Consider the following 18,100-nt stretch of genomic DNA (forward strand, 5'->3'; position numbering starts at 1 on the left):
CGAGGCATACCATGTCCCGCGCATTCATACTTTTGCTTGACTCCTTCGGCTTGGGCGCCGCGCCCGACGCCGCCAAATTCGGCGACGCCGGCGCGAACACCTTCGGCCACATCGCCAGCTGGGCGGCGGACGCCGGCAAGCCGATGCAGCTGCCGAACCTCGAGCGCCTCGGCCTCGCCGCCGCGGCGCATTCCGCCTGCGGCGAATGGGCTGCCGGCTTCGACCAGCGCGACGGCTTCACCGGCGCGTACGGCGCCGCGCACGAGCAGTCCACCGGCAAGGACACCCAGAGCGGTCACTGGGAAATCGCCGGCGTGCCGGTCAATTTCGACTGGGGCTACTTCCCGCGCACCGTGCCGTCGTTCCCGGCCGAGCTGACCGACAAGCTCAAGGAAATCACCGAGGTGCCGGGCTTCCTGGGCGACTGCCACGCATCGGGCACCGACATCATCAACAAGCACGGCGACGAGCATGTCGCCACCGGCAAGCCGATCATCTACACCTCGGGCGACTCGGTGATGCAGATCGCAGCGCACGAAGAGTCGTTCGGCCTGGAGCGCCTGTACGCGGTGTGCGAAGCGGCCTACGAACTGGTCAAGCCGTACAACATCGGCCGCGTGATCGCGCGTCCTTTCCTGGGCGAGAACGGCAACTACCGCCGCACCAGCAACCGCCACGACTACGCCGTGCCGCCGCCGGCGCCGACCCTGCTCGACCACGTGAAGAACGAAGGCGGCGAGGTAATCGGCCTGGGCAAGATCAGCGACATTTTCGCCGCGCAGGGCATCTCGCGCGTGGTCAAGGGCGCCGACAACATGGCGCTGTTCGACGCGCTGCTGAAAGTGGCCGACGAGGCGGGCGACAAGTCGCTCACTTTTGTGAACTTCGTCGACTTCGACCAGGCCTTCGGCCACCGCCGCGACATCGCCGGCTACTCGAACGCGCTGCACGAGCTGGACGCGCGCCTGCCGGAGTTCATCGCCAAGCTGAAGGAAGGCGACCTGGTGGTGATCACCGCCGACCATGGCTGCGATCCGAGCTGGCCGGGCTCCGACCACACGCGCGAGCACATTCCAATGATTTTCTTCGGCCCGGGCGTAACGCCGCGCGCGCTGCCGGTTTCGCAAACGTTCTCCGACATCGGCGCAACGCTGGCCAAACACCTGGGCGTCAAACCTCTCTCCAACGGAACACCTCTGCTATGACCCAACCACACGATTTCAAACGCAATGAGGCCATCGGCCTCGATCTCGGCTGGGTCAACCAGATCAAGGTCAACCGCAACGCCGCCGACCGCCGCGCCGCCAGCCTGGCGAACCGCCGCACGGTGAAGAAGGAATACCAGGCCGCGTGGCTGGTCCAGGCGATCAAGTGCATCGACCTGACCACCCTCGGCGGCGACGACACCCCGGGCCGCGTCGAGCGCCTGTGCATGAAGGCGATGCGCCCGCTGCGCACCGACCTGGTTGAAGCGCTGGGCGTGCAGGGCCTGACCACCGGCGCCGTCTGCGTGTACCACGAGATGATTCAGCCCGCCGTCAAGATCCTGCAGGGCCGCCTGCCGATCGCCGCGGTGTCCACCGCTTTCCCAGCCGGCCTGGCCAGCATGGAAACCAAGCTGCGCGAGATCGAGCTGTCGGTCGCCGCCGGCGCCACCGAAATCGACATCGTCATCACCCGCCAGCACGTCCTGAACGGTAACTGGCAAGCCCTGTACGACGAGATGCTCGCCTACCGCCAGGCTTGCGGCGACGCCCACGTCAAGGCGATTCTCGCCACCGGCGACCTGGTCACGCTGGAAAACGTCGCCAAGGCGTCGTGGGTCTGCATGATGGCCGGCTCGGACTTCATCAAGACCTCGACCGGCAAGGAAGGCGTGAACGCCACCATCCCGGTCGCGCTGACCATGGTGCGCGCGATCCGCGAATACCACGAGCAGACCGGCTTCCAGGTGGGCTTCAAGCCGGCCGGCGGCGTCAGCTCGGCCAAGTCCGCGCTGCAGTACCTCGCGCTGATGAAAGAAGAACTGGGCCGCGACTGGCTCGAGCCGCACCTGTTCCGCATCGGTGCATCGAGCCTGCTGACCGACATCGAACGCCAGCTCGAACACTACGTCACCGGCAATTACTCGGCGAACCACCGCCACGCGCAACCATAAATACCAACGGATTCGTCATGCCAACTATCAACGAGATTCTCACTACCATGGATTACGGCCCAGCCCCGGAAAGCACCAAAGAAGCGCAAGCGTGGCTGGAACAGCATGGCCGCACCTTCGGCCTGTTCATCGACAACGCATGGACCGAAGCGTCCGACACCTTCGCTTCGACCAACCCTGCCGACGGCAAGGAACTGGCGCAGATCACGCAAGGCACCGCGGCCGACGTCGACCGCGCCGTTGAAGCTGCGCGCCGCGCCCAGCCGGGCTGGGTCGCGCTGGGCGGCCATGGCCGTGCGCGCGTGCTGTACGCGCTGGCACGCCTGCTGCAAAAGCATTCGCGCCTGTTCGCGGTCATCGAAACGCTCGACAACGGCAAGACGATCCGCGAAACCCGCGACGCCGACCTGCCGCTGGCCGCGCGCCACTTCTACCATCACGCCGGCTGGGCCCAGCTGCAGTCGGAAGAATTCGCCGACTACCGCGCCGTCGGCGTGGTTGGCCAGATCGTCCCCTGGAACTTCCCGCTGCTGATGCTGGCGTGGAAAATCGCACCGGCGCTGGCCGCCGGTAACACCATCGTCTTCAAGCCGGCCGAATTCACCTCGCTGACCGCGCTGCTGTTCGCCGAGATCTGCCAGCAGGCCGGCGTGCCGGCAGGCGTCGTCAACATCGTCACCGGCGACGGCCGCGTGGGCGAGGCGATCGTCAACCATGCGGGCATCGACAAGCTGGCCTTCACCGGTTCGACCGAAGTGGGCCGCATCATCCGCAAGGCCACTGCGGGCTCCGGCAAGAAGCTGTCGCTGGAACTGGGCGGCAAGTCGCCGTTCATCGTGTTCGAAGACGCCGATCTCGACGCCGCCGTCGAAGGCCTGGTCGACTCGATCTGGTTCAACCAGGGCCAGGTCTGCTGCGCCGGTTCGCGCCTGCTGATCCAGGAATCGGTCGAAGAGCGTTTCCTCGCCAAGGTCCGCGCGCGCATGGACAACCTGCGCGTCGGCTCGCCGCTCGACAAGTCGATGGACGTCGGCGCGCTGGTCGATCCGATCCAGCAGCAGCGCATCCACGCGCTGGTCGAATCGGCGCGCGCCGAAGGCTGCACCGTGTACCAGCCGTCGTGCGGCATGCCGGAAGCCGGCTCGTGGTACCTGCCTACCCTGATCACCGGCGCCTCGACCTCGGCCGCCGTCGCGCAAGCCGAGATCTTTGGACCGGTGCTGGTTGCCATGAGCTTCCGCACCCCGGCTGAAGCAGTCCAGCTGGCCAACAACACCGTGTACGGCCTGGCCGCATGCGTGTGGTCCGAGTCGATCAGTCTCGCGCTCGACGTCGCGCCGCAGATCAAGGCCGGCGTCGTGTGGATCAACACCGCCAACCAGTTCGACGCCGCATGCGGCTTCGGCGGCTACCGCGAATCGGGCTTCGGCCGCGAAGGCGGCAAGGAAGGCATGTACGAGTACATGACCGCGCTGGCCGAAGACGCGCGTCCCGCGCTGCCAATGGTGGAAGCCAAGGGCAAGGTCAAGTCGTCCGATTCGGGCAGCCCGTTCGCGGTTGACCGCACCGCCAAGCTGTACATCGGCGGCAAGCAGGCCCGCCCTGACGGCGCCTACAGCCGCGCCATCGCCGGCGCCGACGGCGCCTTCCTGGCCGATGTCGGCGAAGGCAACCGCAAGGACATCCGCAACGCTGTCGAAGCGGCGCACAAGGCGACCGGCTGGACCAAGGCCACCGCGCACAACCGCGCACAGGTCCTGTACTACATCGCCGAAAACCTCGCGATCCGCGCTGACGAATTCGCCGCGCGCCTGGCCGCGATGACCGGCTCGAAGAATCCTGAGAAAGAAGTGCAGGCATCGATCGAGCGCCTGTTCTACTACGCAGCCTGGGCCGACAAGTACGACGGCCTGGCGCACCAGCCGCCGATGCACGGCATCACCGTCGCGCTGAACGAGCCGGTTGGCGTGATCGGCATCATCTGCCCGAACGAAGCGCCGCTGCTGGGCTTCATCTCGCTGGTGGCGCCTGCGATCGCGCTGGGTAACCGCGTGATCGCGGTGCCGTCGGAAGCGCATCCGCTGGCCGCGACCGACCTGTACCAGGTGCTCGACACGTCCGACCTGCCGGGCGGTGTGCTGAACATCGTCACCGGCAGCGCCGACGAACTGGCGCGCACGTTGGCGTCGCACTCGGACGTCGATGCGATCTGGCGTCACGACGGCTCGGCCGAAGGCTGCGCCGAAGTCGAGCGCCTGTCGGCCGAGTCGCTCAAGCGCACCTGGGTGGGCGGCGGCAAGGGCCGTGACTGGTACAGCACCAAGCAGGCCGGCGGCCGCGCCGTGCTGGCGCACGCCAGCCAGGTCAAGAACGTCTGGATCCCTTACGGCGTTTAATTAGTTACATTCAAGACCGTCATTCCCGCGCAGGCGGGAATCCATAGCACCTGCGAACAGCAAGCTCAGTATGGATTCCCGCCTTCGCGGGAATGACGTTTGTAGAGCCAACGAATTCAAGAGGTACACCATGTTTTTGAACCAGGAGATCATCCGTAAGAAGCGCAACGGCGAAGCATTGACCGCGCAGGAGATCCAGTCCTTCGTCGCCGGCATCACCACCGGCGCGACCACCGAAGGCCAGATCGCGGCGCTCGCGATGGCCGTCTACTTCAAGGACATGAACATGGACGAGCGCGTCGCCTTCACCTTGGCGATGCGCGATTCGGGCCAGGTGCTGGAATGGCGCTCGCTCGACCTGCCAGGCCCGGTGGTCGACAAGCACTCGACCGGCGGCGTCGGCGACGTGGTGTCCCTGATGCTCGGGCCGATGATCGCCGCATGCGGCGGCTTCGTGCCGATGATCTCGGGCCGCGGCCTGGGCCACACCGGCGGCACGCTCGACAAGTTCGACTCGATCCCCGGCTACAGCACCGTGCCCGATCCGGCGCTGTTCCGCAAAGTGGTGCGCGAAGTGGGCGTGGCCATCATCGGCCAGACCGCCGAACTCGCGCCGGCCGACAAGCGCTTCTACAGCATCCGCGACACCACCGCCACCGTCGAATCGGTCGCGATGATCACCGGCTCGATCCTGTCGAAGAAGCTGTCCGCCGGCCTCGATGCGCTGGTCATGGACGTCAAGGTTGGCACCGGCGCCTTCATGCCGACCTTCGACAAATCGGTCGAGCTGGCCGAGAGCATCGTCAACGTCGGCAACGGCGCCGGCACCCGCACATCGGCCATCCTGACCGACATGAACGAGTCGCTCGGCCCGGTCGCCGGCAACGCGCTGGAAGTGCGCCTGGCGATGGACTACCTGACCGGCAAATCGCGTCCCGCGCGCCTGCACGAAGTGACGATGGCGCTGTGCGCCGAGATGCTCGTGCTGGGCAAGCTGGCCGCCAACGACACCGAAGCGCGCGCCAAACTGCAGGCCGGCCTCGATTCGGGTGAAGCCGCCGAGCGCTTCTCGCGCATGGTCGCGGCATTGGGCGGCCCGGCCGACCTGGTCGATCGTCCCGACGCCTACCTTGAGCAGGCGCCGGTCATCGTGCCTGTGCCAGCGCTGCAGGCCGGCTTCGCCACCGCGACCGACTGCCGCTCGCTGGGCCTGGCCGTGGTCAGCCTGGGCGGCGGCCGCCGTCGTCCCGAAGACCCGATCGACTTTGCCGTCGGCCTGACGGGCCTCGCGGAACTGGGCCAGCAGGTCGCCGTCGGCGAACCGCTGGCGATGGTCCACGCCCGCACGCAAGCCGCCGCCGAGCAGGCCGTGCGCGAAGTGCAGGCCGCGTACCAGATCGGCGCCGTCAAGGCGGCGGCGAACCCGATCACGTACCGCACCATCCGTCCATAAGAAGGGAAGCGCCATGAAATACGCAAAACTGATCGAGGAAGCCCGCGCCGCGCGCGAGCTGGCCTACGCGCCTTACTCGAACTTCCAGGTGGGCGCCGCCCTCGAGTGCAAGGACGGCCGCGTGTTCCGCGGCTGTAACGTCGAAAACGCCTCCTACGGCCTGTGCAACTGTGCCGAGCGCACCGCCTTGTTCAGCGCCATCGCGAGCGGCTACAAGCCGGGCGACTTCACCGCGCTGGCAGTGATCGGCGCGACCGACGGTCCGATCGCTCCTTGCGGCGCCTGCCGCCAGGTCGTGCTCGAATTGGGCGGCAACGACCTGCCGGTCATCCTCACCAATCTGAATGGCGACCTGCTCGAGACGACCGCGGCGGGCCAGCTGCCGAACGCGTTCGGCGGCTGGGACCTGAAGAAGTAAGTTGAAGAAGACGATCGACGTACAGGCCGCGGTGGCCATCGCGGCCAGCGAAGCCATCGCCGCCAAGTCGCAGGGCACCTTCGGCGTCGGCGGCGTGCTGCTGGACCAGTACGGCAACGTGCTCAAGTCGGTGCCGAACAACGTGGTGCGCGACGGCCTGGTGTTCGATCCCACCGCGCACGGCGAACGCCAGCTGATCGACTGGTATTTCGCCGAGCGCGCCAGGGGCCGCAAGCTGCCGCAGCCCCATGAAGTCACGCTGGTCACCTCGCTCGATCCCTGCGCGATGTGCAGCGGGGCGATCCTCGCCGCCGGTTTCAACGTCGTCGTGGCGGCGAATGATCCGGACGCCGGCGTCAACCACGACCGCTGCGCCACGTTTGCGTCGCTGCCCCCGGCCCTGCGCGAGGCCGCCGCGGCCACGTTCTCGTATCCTGCCGTGCTGGGATTTTCCGAGTACGCGCGCGAAGGATCGGGCGCCACGCCCAAGTCTTTTTTCATCGGCAAAACCATCGCCGAGGCGACCCAGGCCCTGTGCGCGCTGGCGATCGAGGCGACTTCGGACAGGGTGCAGGCTTTTGTCTCGGCGGACGTGGCGCCGGAGATGCTGATGGATCCTGCCGCTTTGCCGCCAACGCATTCGCTGGTGCGCAAGCTCAAGTCGCTGTACCCGAACGCGCTGGCCTACCGCTGCGCGCCGCACAAGCCCGACGCCGGCCTGGCGCCGTTCATGCGCGAGGCGATGGAGCAGGATGTGCGCAACGGCGGGGAGGGCGACTGCGCAGCGCTCCTCGACGGCTTCGGCAACCTGCTGCTTTGCGTGCCGGGCCGGCGTACGCAGTCGGCCATCTGCACGGCGTTCATGGAATGCACGCGGCAGTATGCGCAGCTGCGCTACAAGCTGATGCAGGGCGCCAGCGCGGAGATGCGCGAGACGGTCAGGCGCCACTTGGCGCATCCGAAGGAGGGCACCTTCGTGCTGGCGCGCGGGCCGGGCGCGGACGCGCAAAGCTTCATGGATCTCGGCGCGTATGGTTCGACCATGGAAGGGCCGCTGCCGGCGAACAATCCGGCGCAGTTCCAGTATGTGCTGCCACGGATCGCGGAGGAAGAACTGCACGCGCTGTGTGCTGCGATGCCGCCGTTGTACAGCGAGACCATCCGGATACGACCGACGCAGGTCGAAGACATTCAACTCGTCGCAGCCCTCGGCGTATGAAAACCTGGGGTCAGGTCCGCAGGACCAGACCCCCGATGTAGCCGGCGCCGCGTCACGAAGCCGGGGTCTGGTCCCGCGGACCTGACCCCATCTTCAAGCCGGCGCCCCCAGCAAATTCGCATCGCGCGCCAGCCGCCACTTGCCGTCCTCCTGCTTGCGCAAGATCGACAGCGTATGCCCGCTGCGCTGCATCGGCGTATTGCCGTGCTTCGATGTCACCGTCACCGACAGGCGCGTGCGGCACCACGCGATGTCGCCGGCCACTTCGATCTCCTCGATCTCGCTGTGCGATTCGATCGCGTGCGTCGACAGCATCCCGCGCAAGCCCTGCTCGAACGCGGCGCGTCCATGAATGGCCGGCTGCCCGGCCACCAGGAACACCACGTCGGGCGTCATCAAATCGAGCACCGTGTCCACATCGCCCTGGCGCGTGGCGCGCAGCCACGTGTCGATCAGGTCGCGAATCGCCTGTTCATCCGTGTTCATGATGCCTCCTTACGCCGCCTTCGGATCGGCCTGCATCATCCCGACGATGTTCCCGTCGGGGTCCTTGATGTAGGCCAGCCAGCCGATGCCCGGCACGGCCATCTTCGGCACCGCCACCTGCGCGCCCGCGCCCGTCGCCTTGGCCACCGCCGCATCGACGTCGCCCACGCCGATGGTGCACACGAACGCGTTCACCGGCGCCATGTCCGCGGCCGGCGGTCCGCGCCGCGGCAGCAGCCCGCCGTTGATGCCGGGCTGGTCGTCCGGCCCGGTGTGGATCATCCAGTAGTCGCCGCCCTCCCACTTGTGGAAAGACCAGCCGAACAGCGCGGAATAAAAATCCATCAGCGCCTGCGGATTGGACGCCTGGATTTCGAAATGCATGGGACGTGACATGGGTCTCTCCTCGATGTGGTTATTGCTGCCAAGGGTCGTAAGTGCCGATGCTCCAGATATGCTGCTCGAGGTCGCGGCAGGTGAAGCCGCGCCCGCCGTATTCTTCGTCCACGATGTCGATGACGATCTTGCCGCCCGCGTCGAGCACGCGCTGGTACACCGCGTCCGCATCCGGGACGACGAGATAGGTGGTCTGGGTCTCCGAGCCGCCGATGTCTTCCGGCTGCACCACCAGCGGGCCGTAGGCGCCTTCGTTGCTGGCCGAGCCGAGCATGATCATGCCGCCGCCAAAAATGAGCTGCGCGTGCGCGATGGTGTCGTCAGGGCCCGGCACCACCAGGTGCTGGGTGAAGCCGAACACCGCGCACAGCCAGTCGATCGCGCGCGCGGCGTCGCGGTAGCGCAGGCAGGGAATCAGGGTAGAGCCGGTGCTGCTGGGGTCTGCTGGCATGGCGCGCTCCGTGGAAATGGCAAATCCGACATCTAATGGTAAGCCATTTTCAGGATCGCGCTACATCTGCTGGAACAGGTGCGCATGGTTGCGGCTCACTTCCAGCTCGTGCTGGAAGTCGCGCACCTTGAGCATCTGCCTGCCGCGCAGGTCGCGCGTGACCGAGACGATCGCGTCCACCCGCACCAGGGTCGAGCGGTGGACGCGCCAGAACTCGTCGGGATCGAGTTCGTCGGCCAGTTCCTTGAGCGTTTTACGGATCAGCAGTTCGGCCTGCGCGGTCTGCACCCGCGTGTATTTTTCGTCGGACTGGAAGAACAGGATTTCGCGCGTGCTGACCATGCGCAGGCTGCCGCCCACCTGGGCCTGGATCCAGCGCAGGTACGCCGGCCTGGCGGCGCCGCCGGTCTGCAGCGCGGCGGTGAGTTCAGCCAGCTTCGCGCCGATGTCCTGCGGCGCCGAGGCCAGGCGCTGGCGCAGGCGCGCGCAGGTGGTCTCCAGCCGCGCCGCCGTCACCGGCTTGAGCAGGTAGTCCATCGCGCCCTGTTCGAATGCGTCGATCGCATACTGGTCGTAGGCGGTGACGAACACGATGTGGCAGCGGTTGTACAGCCGGCGCGCCGCCTCGATCCCGGACAGGCCCGGCATGCGGATGTCGAGGAACACGATGTCGGGCCCGTGTGCGGCGGCCAGCGCCACCGCTTCCACGCCGTTGGCCGCTTCGCCGACGACTTCCAGCGCCGGCCACGCCTCGCGTAGCCGCGCGCGCAGCTGGTCGCGCATCGGCGCCTCGTCGTCGGCGATCAGCGCGCGCACCATCATGCTCCCTCCATCATCGAATACGGCACCCGGATCGACGCCAGCGTTCCGCCTTCGGGCGGCGCCTCGATCACCAGTTCGGCGCTGGCGCCGTACAGCAGGCGCAGGCGTTCGCGGATGTTGGCCAGGCCGACGCCGTCGTCGGACAGCGGATTGAAGCCGGCGCCATTGTCGCGCACGTCCACGTGCAGGGTCGCATGCACCACGTGGGCGCTGACCTCGATGCGGCCGCCTTCGATCTTCGGCTCCAGCCCGTGCTTGATGGCGTTCTCGATCAGGATCAGCAGCATCATTGGCGGGAAGGGCGCGCTGCCGAGGAAGTCGGGCACGTTGAACTGCACCGCCAGCCTTTCCTTCATGCGCGCCTGCATGATGGCCAGGTAGGCGCGCGACAGCTCCACCTGCTTGCCCAGGGTGCCACCGCCGTTGGCGCGCATCTGCGGCAAGGTCGCGCGCAGGTAGTCGATCAGGTGCGCATGGATGCGCGCGGCCTCGGACGGGTCGGTCTCGATCAGCTGGCCGATCAGGGCCAGCGTATTGAACAGGAAGTGCGGCTCGACCTGCGCCTGCAAGGTCGCCATCTGCGCCTCGGTCAGCTTGCGGTCGACCGTCGCCGCGTCGGCCTTGCGGTCGGCCGCAGCCGCGTCCAGCTCGGCCTTGCGCTTGCCGCCGGCGAGTACCTTGACGGCGAACGAGACGAAGATGAACCAGACGGCGGGTTCGGGCGTCTGCAGCATGCCGAAGCCGACCAGCGCGAACACCCAGATGATCACCAGCTGGCGCCACTCGACCACCGCGACCCAGTCGAAGAAGCGCCACCAGCTCTCCTTGGCCAGCTCGGTGGCCTCGCGCAGCAGGTCCATGCCGCGGTTCAGGTGCGAAGTGCTCATGGTCGGTCCTTGTGGCGCCGCGTGTTGATCACGATCGCCGCGACGGCCACTTTGACGATCATGAAGAAGACGAACAGGCAGATCGCCAGCGGCACGATGGTGATCACCAGAGCCAGCATGATGCAGGCGGCGAGCAGCTGCGGCCAGGACATTGCGCCGAGCGCGCGCGCGCCGTGGCGCACCGCCTGCATCAGCGCCCGGCCGATCTCGTCGAGCAGTTCGTTCAATGATGCGAATGTCGCGTTTTTCATGCGGATGCTCCCGGGAGACGTTTGTCGATGGCTTGACTTTAGCAAGCGCGCAGGGTGAATGACACGCCTGTCCGATGAAGCGCGCAAACCATGGGATAAACGGTGATTCGGCGCGATTAATGGGCCTGGCGCCGCATCGTGATAGTCGCCTCGGATTCTCCAAATGATAATTTATTTTTTGTAACTAAATGCTCTATAATTTGTATCAGACGCAAATACTAGACTTGGTTACTTATGCTTTCTGCGGTACGAGATCTTGCCCATTCCAGTTGTTTATCCGATCCTGCCACCGCCGCTATCTCGGCCCGCAGCGGCGAATTTCAAAGCGCGCAGTACGAGGCGGCCTTCAACGATCGCCAGCTGGAGAAAACCCGTCCGCAACTGCGCGCCACGCTGCTGTTCTGCTCCTGCTTCTTCGTCGCCTTCAGCCTGACCGATTTCAGTGTGCTCGGCTACGGCCGCGACGCCTTCATCCTGTTGCTGACGCGCCTGGCCGTTGCGCTGACCGCGGCCGCCGGATGCGTTCTCAGTTCGCGCAATCCGGAGTCGGTGGCGTTGACGCGCCTGGCCGCGAGCGCCGCCGAAATCGTCGCCCTGGTGGCGTTCCAGGTGGTGGTGGCGTACCGGCCGAACGAAATCGCGTGGCATGCCATGTCGATGGCGCTGATGCTCATCGTGGTCTATCTGTATATTCCCAACCGCCTTGCGTACTCGGTGGCGATCGCGCTGGCCGCGACCGGCGGCTTCATTGCGATGGTGCTCGCGCTGGGACGCCTGAACGCCTCGGAGCTGCTGACGATGTCGATGCTGCTGGTGCTGGCCAACGCGTTCGGCTGCGTGGCCGCGCGCCGTTACCAGGTCTTGTGGCGCGAGGAGTTCCGGGTTCAGACCGTGCTGCACCAGATGTCGATGCACGATGCGCTCACCGGCTGCTTCAACCGCAACTACCTTCAGCATGGCCTGCTCGAGGCCGAACTGGCGCGCGCGCAGCGCTTCAAGCTGCACCTGACCGTCATCATGTGCGACCTCGATCACTTCAAGCAGGTCAACGAGAAGCACGGCCACATCGGCGGCGACCTGGTGCTGGCCCACTTCGGCCGGCTGCTCACCAGCATGACGCGCACGCGCGTCGACAGCGTGGTGCGCTACGGCGGCGAGGAGTTCCTGCTGGTGCTGCCCGAGACCGCGCTCGAAGGCGGCGTGATGCTGGCCGAACGGCTGCGCCGCGCGCTGTCCGAATCGGCCGTCCTGCCCGACGCCCGCGTTACCGCCAGCATCGGCGTGGCCTCGGCGAATTTCGCCGTCGATGCGCCCAGGTCGCTGCGCGAAATGATTTCATCGGCCGACCACTTGCTGTACGAAGCGAAAAACGGCGGCCGCAACCAGGTCAGGGCGCAGCACGTCTAGCAGGGGTCTGGTCCTGCGGACCTGACCCCATTTTGTTCTTGCGTCGCGCCCGAAAGATTGGGTCAGGTCCGCGGGACCAGACCCCTCTGCGCTACGCTTTCCAGTGGCGCCTGAGCAGGCCGTAGAACACTGTGTCGCACACCTCGCCGCCGACGATCCACCGCTCGGGCATGAATCCCTCGCGCACAAATCCCAGCCGTTCCAGCACGCGCGCCGACGCCGCATTGCGCGGGTCGATGTCCGCCTCCACCCGGTTCAGGCCGAGCTGCTCGAAGCCATAGCCGAGCAGGGCGCGCACCGCTTCGCCGGCGTAGCCTTTGCCCCAGTGTTCGCGCGCGAGCGAATAGCCGATGTCGCAGCGCCGGTTTTGCTCGCTGAACGCCCACAGCGCGGCCTGGCCGATCAGCATGCCGGTCGCCTGCACTTCGATGCCGACGCGAAGCGCCGTGCCGCTGGCCAGGTTCTCCTCGCCTTTGACCAGATACTCGTCGGCCTGTTCCATCGTGGTCCACGGCGAGCCGGCGCCGTAGCGCATCACCTCGGGATCGGAAAATATCGTGAACATTGCGGGCGCGTCCTCTGGGGTGAGCAGGCGCAGGACCAGCCGTTCGGTGGCGATGGTCCCGATGTCAATCACTGGCATTGCGGTCTCCTGGAGGCGTTGGTTTGATGGCGACCGCGCACAATACCATGTCGACGATCATCTGCTCGGCGTCGTCGAAGTCCTTGCGCACAAGCTGCTTGCGGTTCAGCACCAGCGCCATCTGCGCCGAAAAGTCGGCATACGACTGCGTCATCGCCCAGATCGCGAACAGCAGGTGGGTGGCGTTGACCGGCGCGATGCGGCCTTCGGCGATCCAGCGTTCGAACACTTCGATGTCCTTGCGCACCAGCGGCACCACGCGGTTGCGGATCTGCTCCCCGTATAGCGGCGCGCCGCTGATGACCTCCATCGCGTACACGCGCGAGCCGAGCGGATGCTCGCGCGAGAAGCGCAGCTTGGCCTGGACGTAGGCGCGCAGCATGTCGCCCGGCTCCTGCGTGGGATCGGCCAGCAGGTCCATGCGCGTGAGCCATTCGTCGAGCACGTCGTCGAGCACGCGCTGGTACAGGGCCTGTTTGGTCGGGAAGTAGTACATCAGGTTCTGCTTCGACAGCCCGGCGTTGTCGGCCACGGTGGCGATCGAGGCGCCTTCGTAGCCGCGCTCGGCGAACACGCGCACCGCCTCGGCCACGATATCGGCCTCCAGCTTGTCGCGGTTGAGCGCCTGCCGCTTGATCCTGGTAATGGTCATGGTCCCTTAACCGATGTGAGGAAGTCGATCAGCGCGGGCGAGTCGCCCGCATACGCAACGTTGAAGCGGAACCAGATCGACTCCGAGGGCCGCAGCATGAAAAACTCGTTGGGCGACAGCAGGATGCCGGCCTTCAGCGCCAGGCCGGCGATCACCTTGCCGTTCCATTCCGGCGTTGGCGCGCGCTGCCAGCCGGCGCTGACGAACATGCCGCCGCGCGGCCTGGCGATCGGCGCCATTCCCGCCTCAAGCAGCCGTTCGGTCGTGCGCTCGCGCGCCGTTTTCAGCTGGTCGGTCAGCCGTTCGACCATGCGCTTGTACGGCCGTGCCGACACCGCGTGGTACACCGCGCGCTCGTTGATCTCGGATGTGGTCAGGCCGGCCAGCATCTTCACGCGCAGCAGTTCCGGCACCAGCGAATTGGACGCGCAGATCGAGCCGACCCGCAGCACCGGCGACAGCGTCTTGGAGAAGCTGCCCACGCGGATCACGCGGCGCAGGCCGTCCATCGCCGCCAGCGAGGCTTCGCCCGGCGCCGCAAGCTCGCGGTAGATGTCGTCCTCGACCAGCCAGAAATCGAACTGCTCGGCCACGCCAAGCAGGCGGTGCGCCTGCGCCTGCGGCAGCGAGGTGCCGAGCGGGTTTTGCAGCACCGTGTTGACGAACATGAGCTTGGGCTGCAGCGCCGCGGCCCGCTCGGCGAGCACCGCGAAATCGAGGCCGTCGGCGCCGCGCGGAATGCCCACCGGGACGCAGCCGTGGTGGCGGATCAGCGAGGTCAGGTTGCTGTAGCCGGGATCCTCGACGAACACCGTGTCGCCCGGTTTCGTCAATGTGCGCAGGATCAGGTCGAACGCGTGGGTGGCGCCATGCGTCAGCAGCACCTGGTCCGGCTCGACGGCGAACAGGTCTTCGGTCAGTGTCGAGGCGAGATGCTGGCGCAGGGTAGGGAAGCCGAGCGGATGGCCGTAGCCGCGCAGGCGGTTGGCGGGGATCTTCATCGCGTGGCGCACCGCGTCGAGGATGGTGGTCTCGCCGTACCACTCGGGCGGCAGCCAGCCGGCGCCCACCGGAAGCGCGTCCGACACGCCCGAATACAGGTCGGGCGTGAGCGCGTCGATCGCGGTCGGCGTGGCCGCCAAAGCCAGTGCCGGCGCGGCCGCCGTTTCGCTGCGCGCGACAAAAAAGCCGGAACCACGGCGCGACGAAAGCAGTCCAACATTGAGCAGCCGGTCGTACGATTCGACCACCGTGAACGTGCTCACGCCATTCGATTTTGCGAATTGTCGCACCGACGGCATCTTGGTCCCAACCCGTAATTCCCGACGGTTTACCATCTGCGCGATCGCTGCCACAATCTGATCGACCAGGCTGCCTCGTTTGCTGCGGTCGATCGCCAGCACCGGCCAGGCCGCCGGCTCATTTCCAACAGGAATATTTTCAGCATCCGTCATCGATCGTCCCTATTGCTGCATCGCGCAAAACTGTACTGCTCGCATCACCGATACGGTTGGTGTCTTTTGCCGATTGTGTATATGTGCCAGTGTTAATCTGCTGACTATTATTGCACCATCATTTTGCCAACTGGTAAATAATTTTTTTCGCCGTCAAAACAAGTGGAGAGCCGAATGAACGAATCCCGCCCAGCATCGATGTCCTCATTTTGGATGCCTTTCACCAACAATCGCGACTTCAAGGCCAACCCGCGCCTGCTGGTCTCGGCCGAGGGCATGTATTACAAGGACGTCGACGGCAACAGCGTGCTCGACGGCACCGCCGGCCTGTGGTGCGTGCCTTGCGGCCACGCCCAGCCGAAGATCGTCGCCGCCGTGCGCGAAATGATCGGCCAGCTCGACTTTGCCCCGACCTTCCAGATGGGCCACCCGGCCGCCTTCGACTTGGCCGAGCGGCTGATGGACTACAGCGGCCACAAATTTGGCCACGTGTTCTACACCAACTCCGGCTCCGAAGCGGTCGACACCGCATTGAAGATGGCGCTGGCCTACCACCGCGCGCGCGGCGAGGGCACGCGCACCCGCCTGATCGGTCGCGAGCGCGGCTACCACGGCGTCGGCTTCGGCGGCCTGTCGGTCGGCGGAATCGGCGGCAACCGCAAGAGCTTCGGCCCGCTGCTGCCCGGCGTCGACCATCTGCCGCACACCCACAACCTCGAACAGAACGCGTACACCCGCGGCGAGCCTGAACACGGCGCCAACCTGGCCGACGAACTCGAACGCCTCGTCGCGCTGCACGACGCGTCGAACATCGCCGCCGTCATCGTCGAGCCGGTGGCCGGCTCCACCGGCGTGCTGGTGCCGCCGAAGGGCTACCTGAAGCGCCTGCGCGAACTGTGCACGAAGCACGGCATCCTGCTGATCTTCGATGAAGTCATCACCGGCTTCGGCCGCCTCACCACCCCGTTCGCCGCCGACTACTTCGAGGTCGAGCCGGACATGATGACCACGGCGAAGGGCCTGACCAACGGCGTGATCCCGATGGGCGCGGTATTTAGCAAGAAGCATATCCACGACGCCTTCATGGACGCGCCGCCCGGCATCGAACTGTTCCACGGCTACACCTACTCGGGTCACCCGGTCGCCTGCGCCGCCGCGCTGGCCACGCTCGATGTGTTCGAGGACCAGAACATCCTCGGCCACGCGCAGGAAGTGCAGCAGTACTGGGCCGATGCGGTGCATTCGCTCAAGGGCCTGCCGCACGTGATCGACCTGCGCTCGATCGGCCTGATCGCCGGCATCGAGCTGGCGCCAATTCCCGGCAAGCCGGGCGTGCGCGCCTTCAACGCCTTCAAGAAAGCCTTCGCCGACGGCATCCTGATTCGCACCACCGGCGACATCATCGCCCTGTCGCCGCCGCTGATCATCGACAAGCAGCACATCGACGAATTGTTCGGCAAGCTTGCCACCGTACTGAAAAACCTCGACTGACCGAAAGCACACAATGAGTAACCTCGACACCATCACCCACTTCATCGGCGGCCACAAGGTCGATACCACCAGCGGCCGCTACGCCGACGTGTTCAATCCGGCCGTCGGCGAGCCATGCGCGCGCGTCGCGCTGGGCACCGCCGATGAAGTGAACGCCGCCGTCGCCGCCGCGTCGGCCGCGTTCCCGGCCTGGTCCAACACGCCGCCGCTGGCGCGCGCCCGCGTGCTGTTCAAGTACCTGCAGCTGTGCCAGCAGCACACCGACGAATTCGCCGCCATGCTCACCCGCGAGCACGGCAAGACCTTCTCGGACGCGCAGGGCGAAGTCGCGCGCGGCATCGAGATCGTCGAATTCGCGGTCGGCATTCCGCAGCTGCTCAAGGGCGAATTCACCGACCAGATCGCGCGCGGCATCGACGCCTGGGCGATGCGCATGCCGCTCGGCGTGGTCGCCGGCATCACCCCCTTCAACTTCCCGGTGATGGTGCCGATGTGGATGTTCCCGGTCGCTATCGCCTGCGGCAACACCTTCATCCTCAAGCCGTCCGAGCGCGATCCGTCGCCGTCGCTGCTGCACGCGAAACTGCTCAAGGAAGCCGGCCTGCCGGACGGCGTGTTCAACGTCGTCCAGGGCGACAAGGTCACCGTCGACGCGCTGCTCGACCACCGCGACGTGCAGGCAATCAGCTTCGTTGGCTCGACCCCGATCGCCGAATACATCTACGCGCGCGGCAGCGCCTCGGGCAAGCGCGTCCAGGCGCTGGGCGGCGCCAAGAACCACATGGTCGTCATGCCCGACGCCGACATGGACATGACGGTCGATGCGCTGATGGGCGCGGCCTACGGTTCGGCGGGCGAGCGCTGCATGGCGATCTCGGTGGTCGTCGCGGTCGGCGACGCCGGCGACAAGCTGGCCGGCGCACTGGCAAAGCGCGCCGCCGCACTGAAAATCAGCGACGGCATGGAGTCCGGCGCCGAAATGGGGCCTGTGGTCACCAGCGCGGCCAAGCAGCGCATCGAAAAACTGATCGGCGAAGGCGTCGAGCAGGGCGCGACGCTGTTGGTCGACGGCCGCAACTTCAAGGTGCCCGGCCGCGAGAACGGCTTCTTTGTGGGCGGCACGCTGTTCGACCACGTCACGCCCGACATGACCATCTATAAAGAAGAAATCTTCGGACCGGTGCTGTGCATGATGCGCCTGCCGGACGTGGGCAGCGCGGTGGAGCTGATCAACGCCAACGAGTACGGCAACGGCGTGGCGATCTACACCCGCGACGGCGGCGTGGCGCGCGAATTCGTGCGCCAGATCCAGGTTGGCATGGTTGGCGTCAACGTGCCGCTGCCGGTGCCGATGGCCTTCAACAGCTTCGGCGGCTGGAAGCGCAGCATGTTCGGCGACCACCACGCCTACGGACCGGAAGGCGTGCGCTTCTACACGCGCCACAAGGCCGTGATGCAGCGCTGGCCGAACACCGCCAGCGCGGGCGCGGAATTTGCTTTTCCACAGATGAAGTAG

At 66.3% G+C, this 18,100-nt stretch carries 18 protein-coding genes; 9 read left to right on the forward strand and 9 right to left on the reverse strand.

Annotated features, from left to right (window positions below; genetic code table 11):
* The first annotated feature begins 11 nt into the window (after positions 1–11).
* From Q4S45_RS01945 to Q4S45_RS01970, 6 genes are all read left to right on the forward strand, one after another.
* Positions 12–1,205, forward strand: coding sequence for a phosphopentomutase (locus tag Q4S45_RS01945; protein ID WP_305508641.1), 1,194 nt, complete (start codon positions 12–14; stop codon positions 1,203–1,205).
* Positions 1,202–2,158, forward strand: a complete 957-nt coding sequence (deoC, locus tag Q4S45_RS01950; protein WP_305508643.1) for a deoxyribose-phosphate aldolase — start codon at positions 1,202–1,204, stop codon at positions 2,156–2,158. Before Q4S45_RS01945 ends, deoC begins: the two co-directional genes overlap by 4 nt.
* 17 nt (positions 2,159–2,175) lie before the next feature.
* Positions 2,176–4,554, forward strand: a complete 2,379-nt coding sequence (locus tag Q4S45_RS01955; RefSeq protein ID WP_374046072.1) for an aldehyde dehydrogenase family protein — start codon at positions 2,176–2,178, stop codon at positions 4,552–4,554.
* Positions 4,555–4,684: 130 nt separating this feature from the next.
* Positions 4,685–6,007, forward strand: coding sequence for a thymidine phosphorylase (deoA, locus tag Q4S45_RS01960; protein WP_305508645.1), 1,323 nt, complete (start codon positions 4,685–4,687; stop codon positions 6,005–6,007).
* A 13-nt stretch (positions 6,008–6,020) separates the two neighbouring features.
* Complete coding sequence (locus Q4S45_RS01965; protein WP_305508647.1) at positions 6,021–6,425, forward strand: cytidine deaminase; 405 nt, start codon at positions 6,021–6,023, stop codon at positions 6,423–6,425.
* A 1-nt stretch (position 6,426) separates the two neighbouring features.
* Positions 6,427–7,644 carry a nucleoside deaminase gene (locus Q4S45_RS01970; RefSeq protein ID WP_305508649.1) on the forward strand — a complete coding sequence of 406 codons (1,218 nt, stop codon included), beginning with the start codon at positions 6,427–6,429 and terminating at the stop codon, positions 7,642–7,644.
* A gap of 93 nt (positions 7,645–7,737) precedes the next feature.
* Here Q4S45_RS01970 and Q4S45_RS01975 read toward each other — a convergent pair whose 3' ends face one another.
* Genes Q4S45_RS01975 through Q4S45_RS02000 form a run of 6 tightly spaced genes read right to left on the reverse strand, consistent with a single transcriptional unit; the run spans position 7,738 to position 10,937 of the window.
* Positions 7,738–8,130 (reverse strand): SgcJ/EcaC family oxidoreductase, encoded by a 393-nt coding sequence (locus Q4S45_RS01975; RefSeq protein WP_305508651.1) that lies wholly within the window; start codon positions 8,128–8,130, stop codon positions 7,738–7,740.
* A gap of 9 nt (positions 8,131–8,139) precedes the next feature.
* Complete coding sequence (locus Q4S45_RS01980; protein ID WP_305508653.1) at positions 8,140–8,526, reverse strand: VOC family protein; 387 nt, start codon at positions 8,524–8,526, stop codon at positions 8,140–8,142.
* Positions 8,527–8,545: 19 nt separating this feature from the next.
* Complete coding sequence (locus tag Q4S45_RS01985; protein ID WP_305508655.1) at positions 8,546–8,977, reverse strand: VOC family protein; 432 nt, start codon at positions 8,975–8,977, stop codon at positions 8,546–8,548.
* Between the two features lie 60 nt (positions 8,978–9,037).
* On the reverse strand, positions 9,038–9,796 hold the full coding sequence (locus Q4S45_RS01990) for a LytTR family DNA-binding domain-containing protein (RefSeq protein ID WP_305512023.1): 759 nt from the start codon (positions 9,794–9,796) through the stop codon (positions 9,038–9,040).
* The gene (locus Q4S45_RS01995; RefSeq protein WP_305508656.1) at positions 9,796–10,686 is read right to left on the reverse strand and encodes a sensor histidine kinase; all 891 of its coding nucleotides are present in this window, start codon (positions 10,684–10,686) and stop codon (positions 9,796–9,798) included. Before Q4S45_RS01995 ends, Q4S45_RS01990 begins: the two co-directional genes overlap by 1 nt.
* Positions 10,683–10,937 (reverse strand): hypothetical protein, encoded by a 255-nt coding sequence (locus Q4S45_RS02000; protein WP_305508658.1) that lies wholly within the window; start codon positions 10,935–10,937, stop codon positions 10,683–10,685. Before Q4S45_RS02000 ends, Q4S45_RS01995 begins: the two co-directional genes overlap by 4 nt.
* A 234-nt stretch (positions 10,938–11,171) precedes the next feature.
* On the opposite strand from Q4S45_RS02000, the gene Q4S45_RS02005 reads away from it, so the two are divergent.
* Positions 11,172–12,344, forward strand: a complete 1,173-nt coding sequence (locus Q4S45_RS02005; protein ID WP_305508660.1) for a diguanylate cyclase — start codon at positions 11,172–11,174, stop codon at positions 12,342–12,344.
* Between the two features lie 91 nt (positions 12,345–12,435).
* On the opposite strand, the gene Q4S45_RS02010 is transcribed toward Q4S45_RS02005, so the two are convergent.
* The 3 genes from Q4S45_RS02010 to Q4S45_RS02020 are packed head-to-tail and all read right to left on the reverse strand — an operon-like array spanning position 12,436 to position 15,093.
* Complete coding sequence (locus tag Q4S45_RS02010; protein WP_305508662.1) at positions 12,436–12,987, reverse strand: GNAT family N-acetyltransferase; 552 nt, start codon at positions 12,985–12,987, stop codon at positions 12,436–12,438.
* Complete coding sequence (locus Q4S45_RS02015; RefSeq protein ID WP_305508664.1) at positions 12,974–13,639, reverse strand: TetR/AcrR family transcriptional regulator; 666 nt, start codon at positions 13,637–13,639, stop codon at positions 12,974–12,976. Before Q4S45_RS02015 ends, Q4S45_RS02010 begins: the two co-directional genes overlap by 14 nt.
* A complete protein-coding gene (locus Q4S45_RS02020) occupies positions 13,636–15,093 on the reverse strand; it encodes a PLP-dependent aminotransferase family protein (protein ID WP_305508665.1) in 1,458 nt (485 codons plus the stop codon). Before Q4S45_RS02020 ends, Q4S45_RS02015 begins: the two co-directional genes overlap by 4 nt.
* Positions 15,094–15,267: 174 nt before the next feature.
* On the opposite strand from Q4S45_RS02020, the gene Q4S45_RS02025 reads away from it, so the two are divergent.
* Positions 15,268–16,584 carry an aspartate aminotransferase family protein gene (locus Q4S45_RS02025; RefSeq protein WP_305508667.1) on the forward strand — a complete coding sequence of 439 codons (1,317 nt, stop codon included), beginning with the start codon at positions 15,268–15,270 and terminating at the stop codon, positions 16,582–16,584.
* 13 nt (positions 16,585–16,597) lie between these two features.
* On the forward strand, positions 16,598–18,100 hold the full coding sequence (locus tag Q4S45_RS02030) for a CoA-acylating methylmalonate-semialdehyde dehydrogenase (protein ID WP_305508669.1): 1,503 nt from the start codon (positions 16,598–16,600) through the stop codon (positions 18,098–18,100).

The sequence above is a fragment of the Massilia sp. R2A-15 genome (assembly GCF_030704305.1).
GTDB lineage: Bacteria > Pseudomonadota > Gammaproteobacteria > Burkholderiales > Burkholderiaceae_D > JAFCUW01.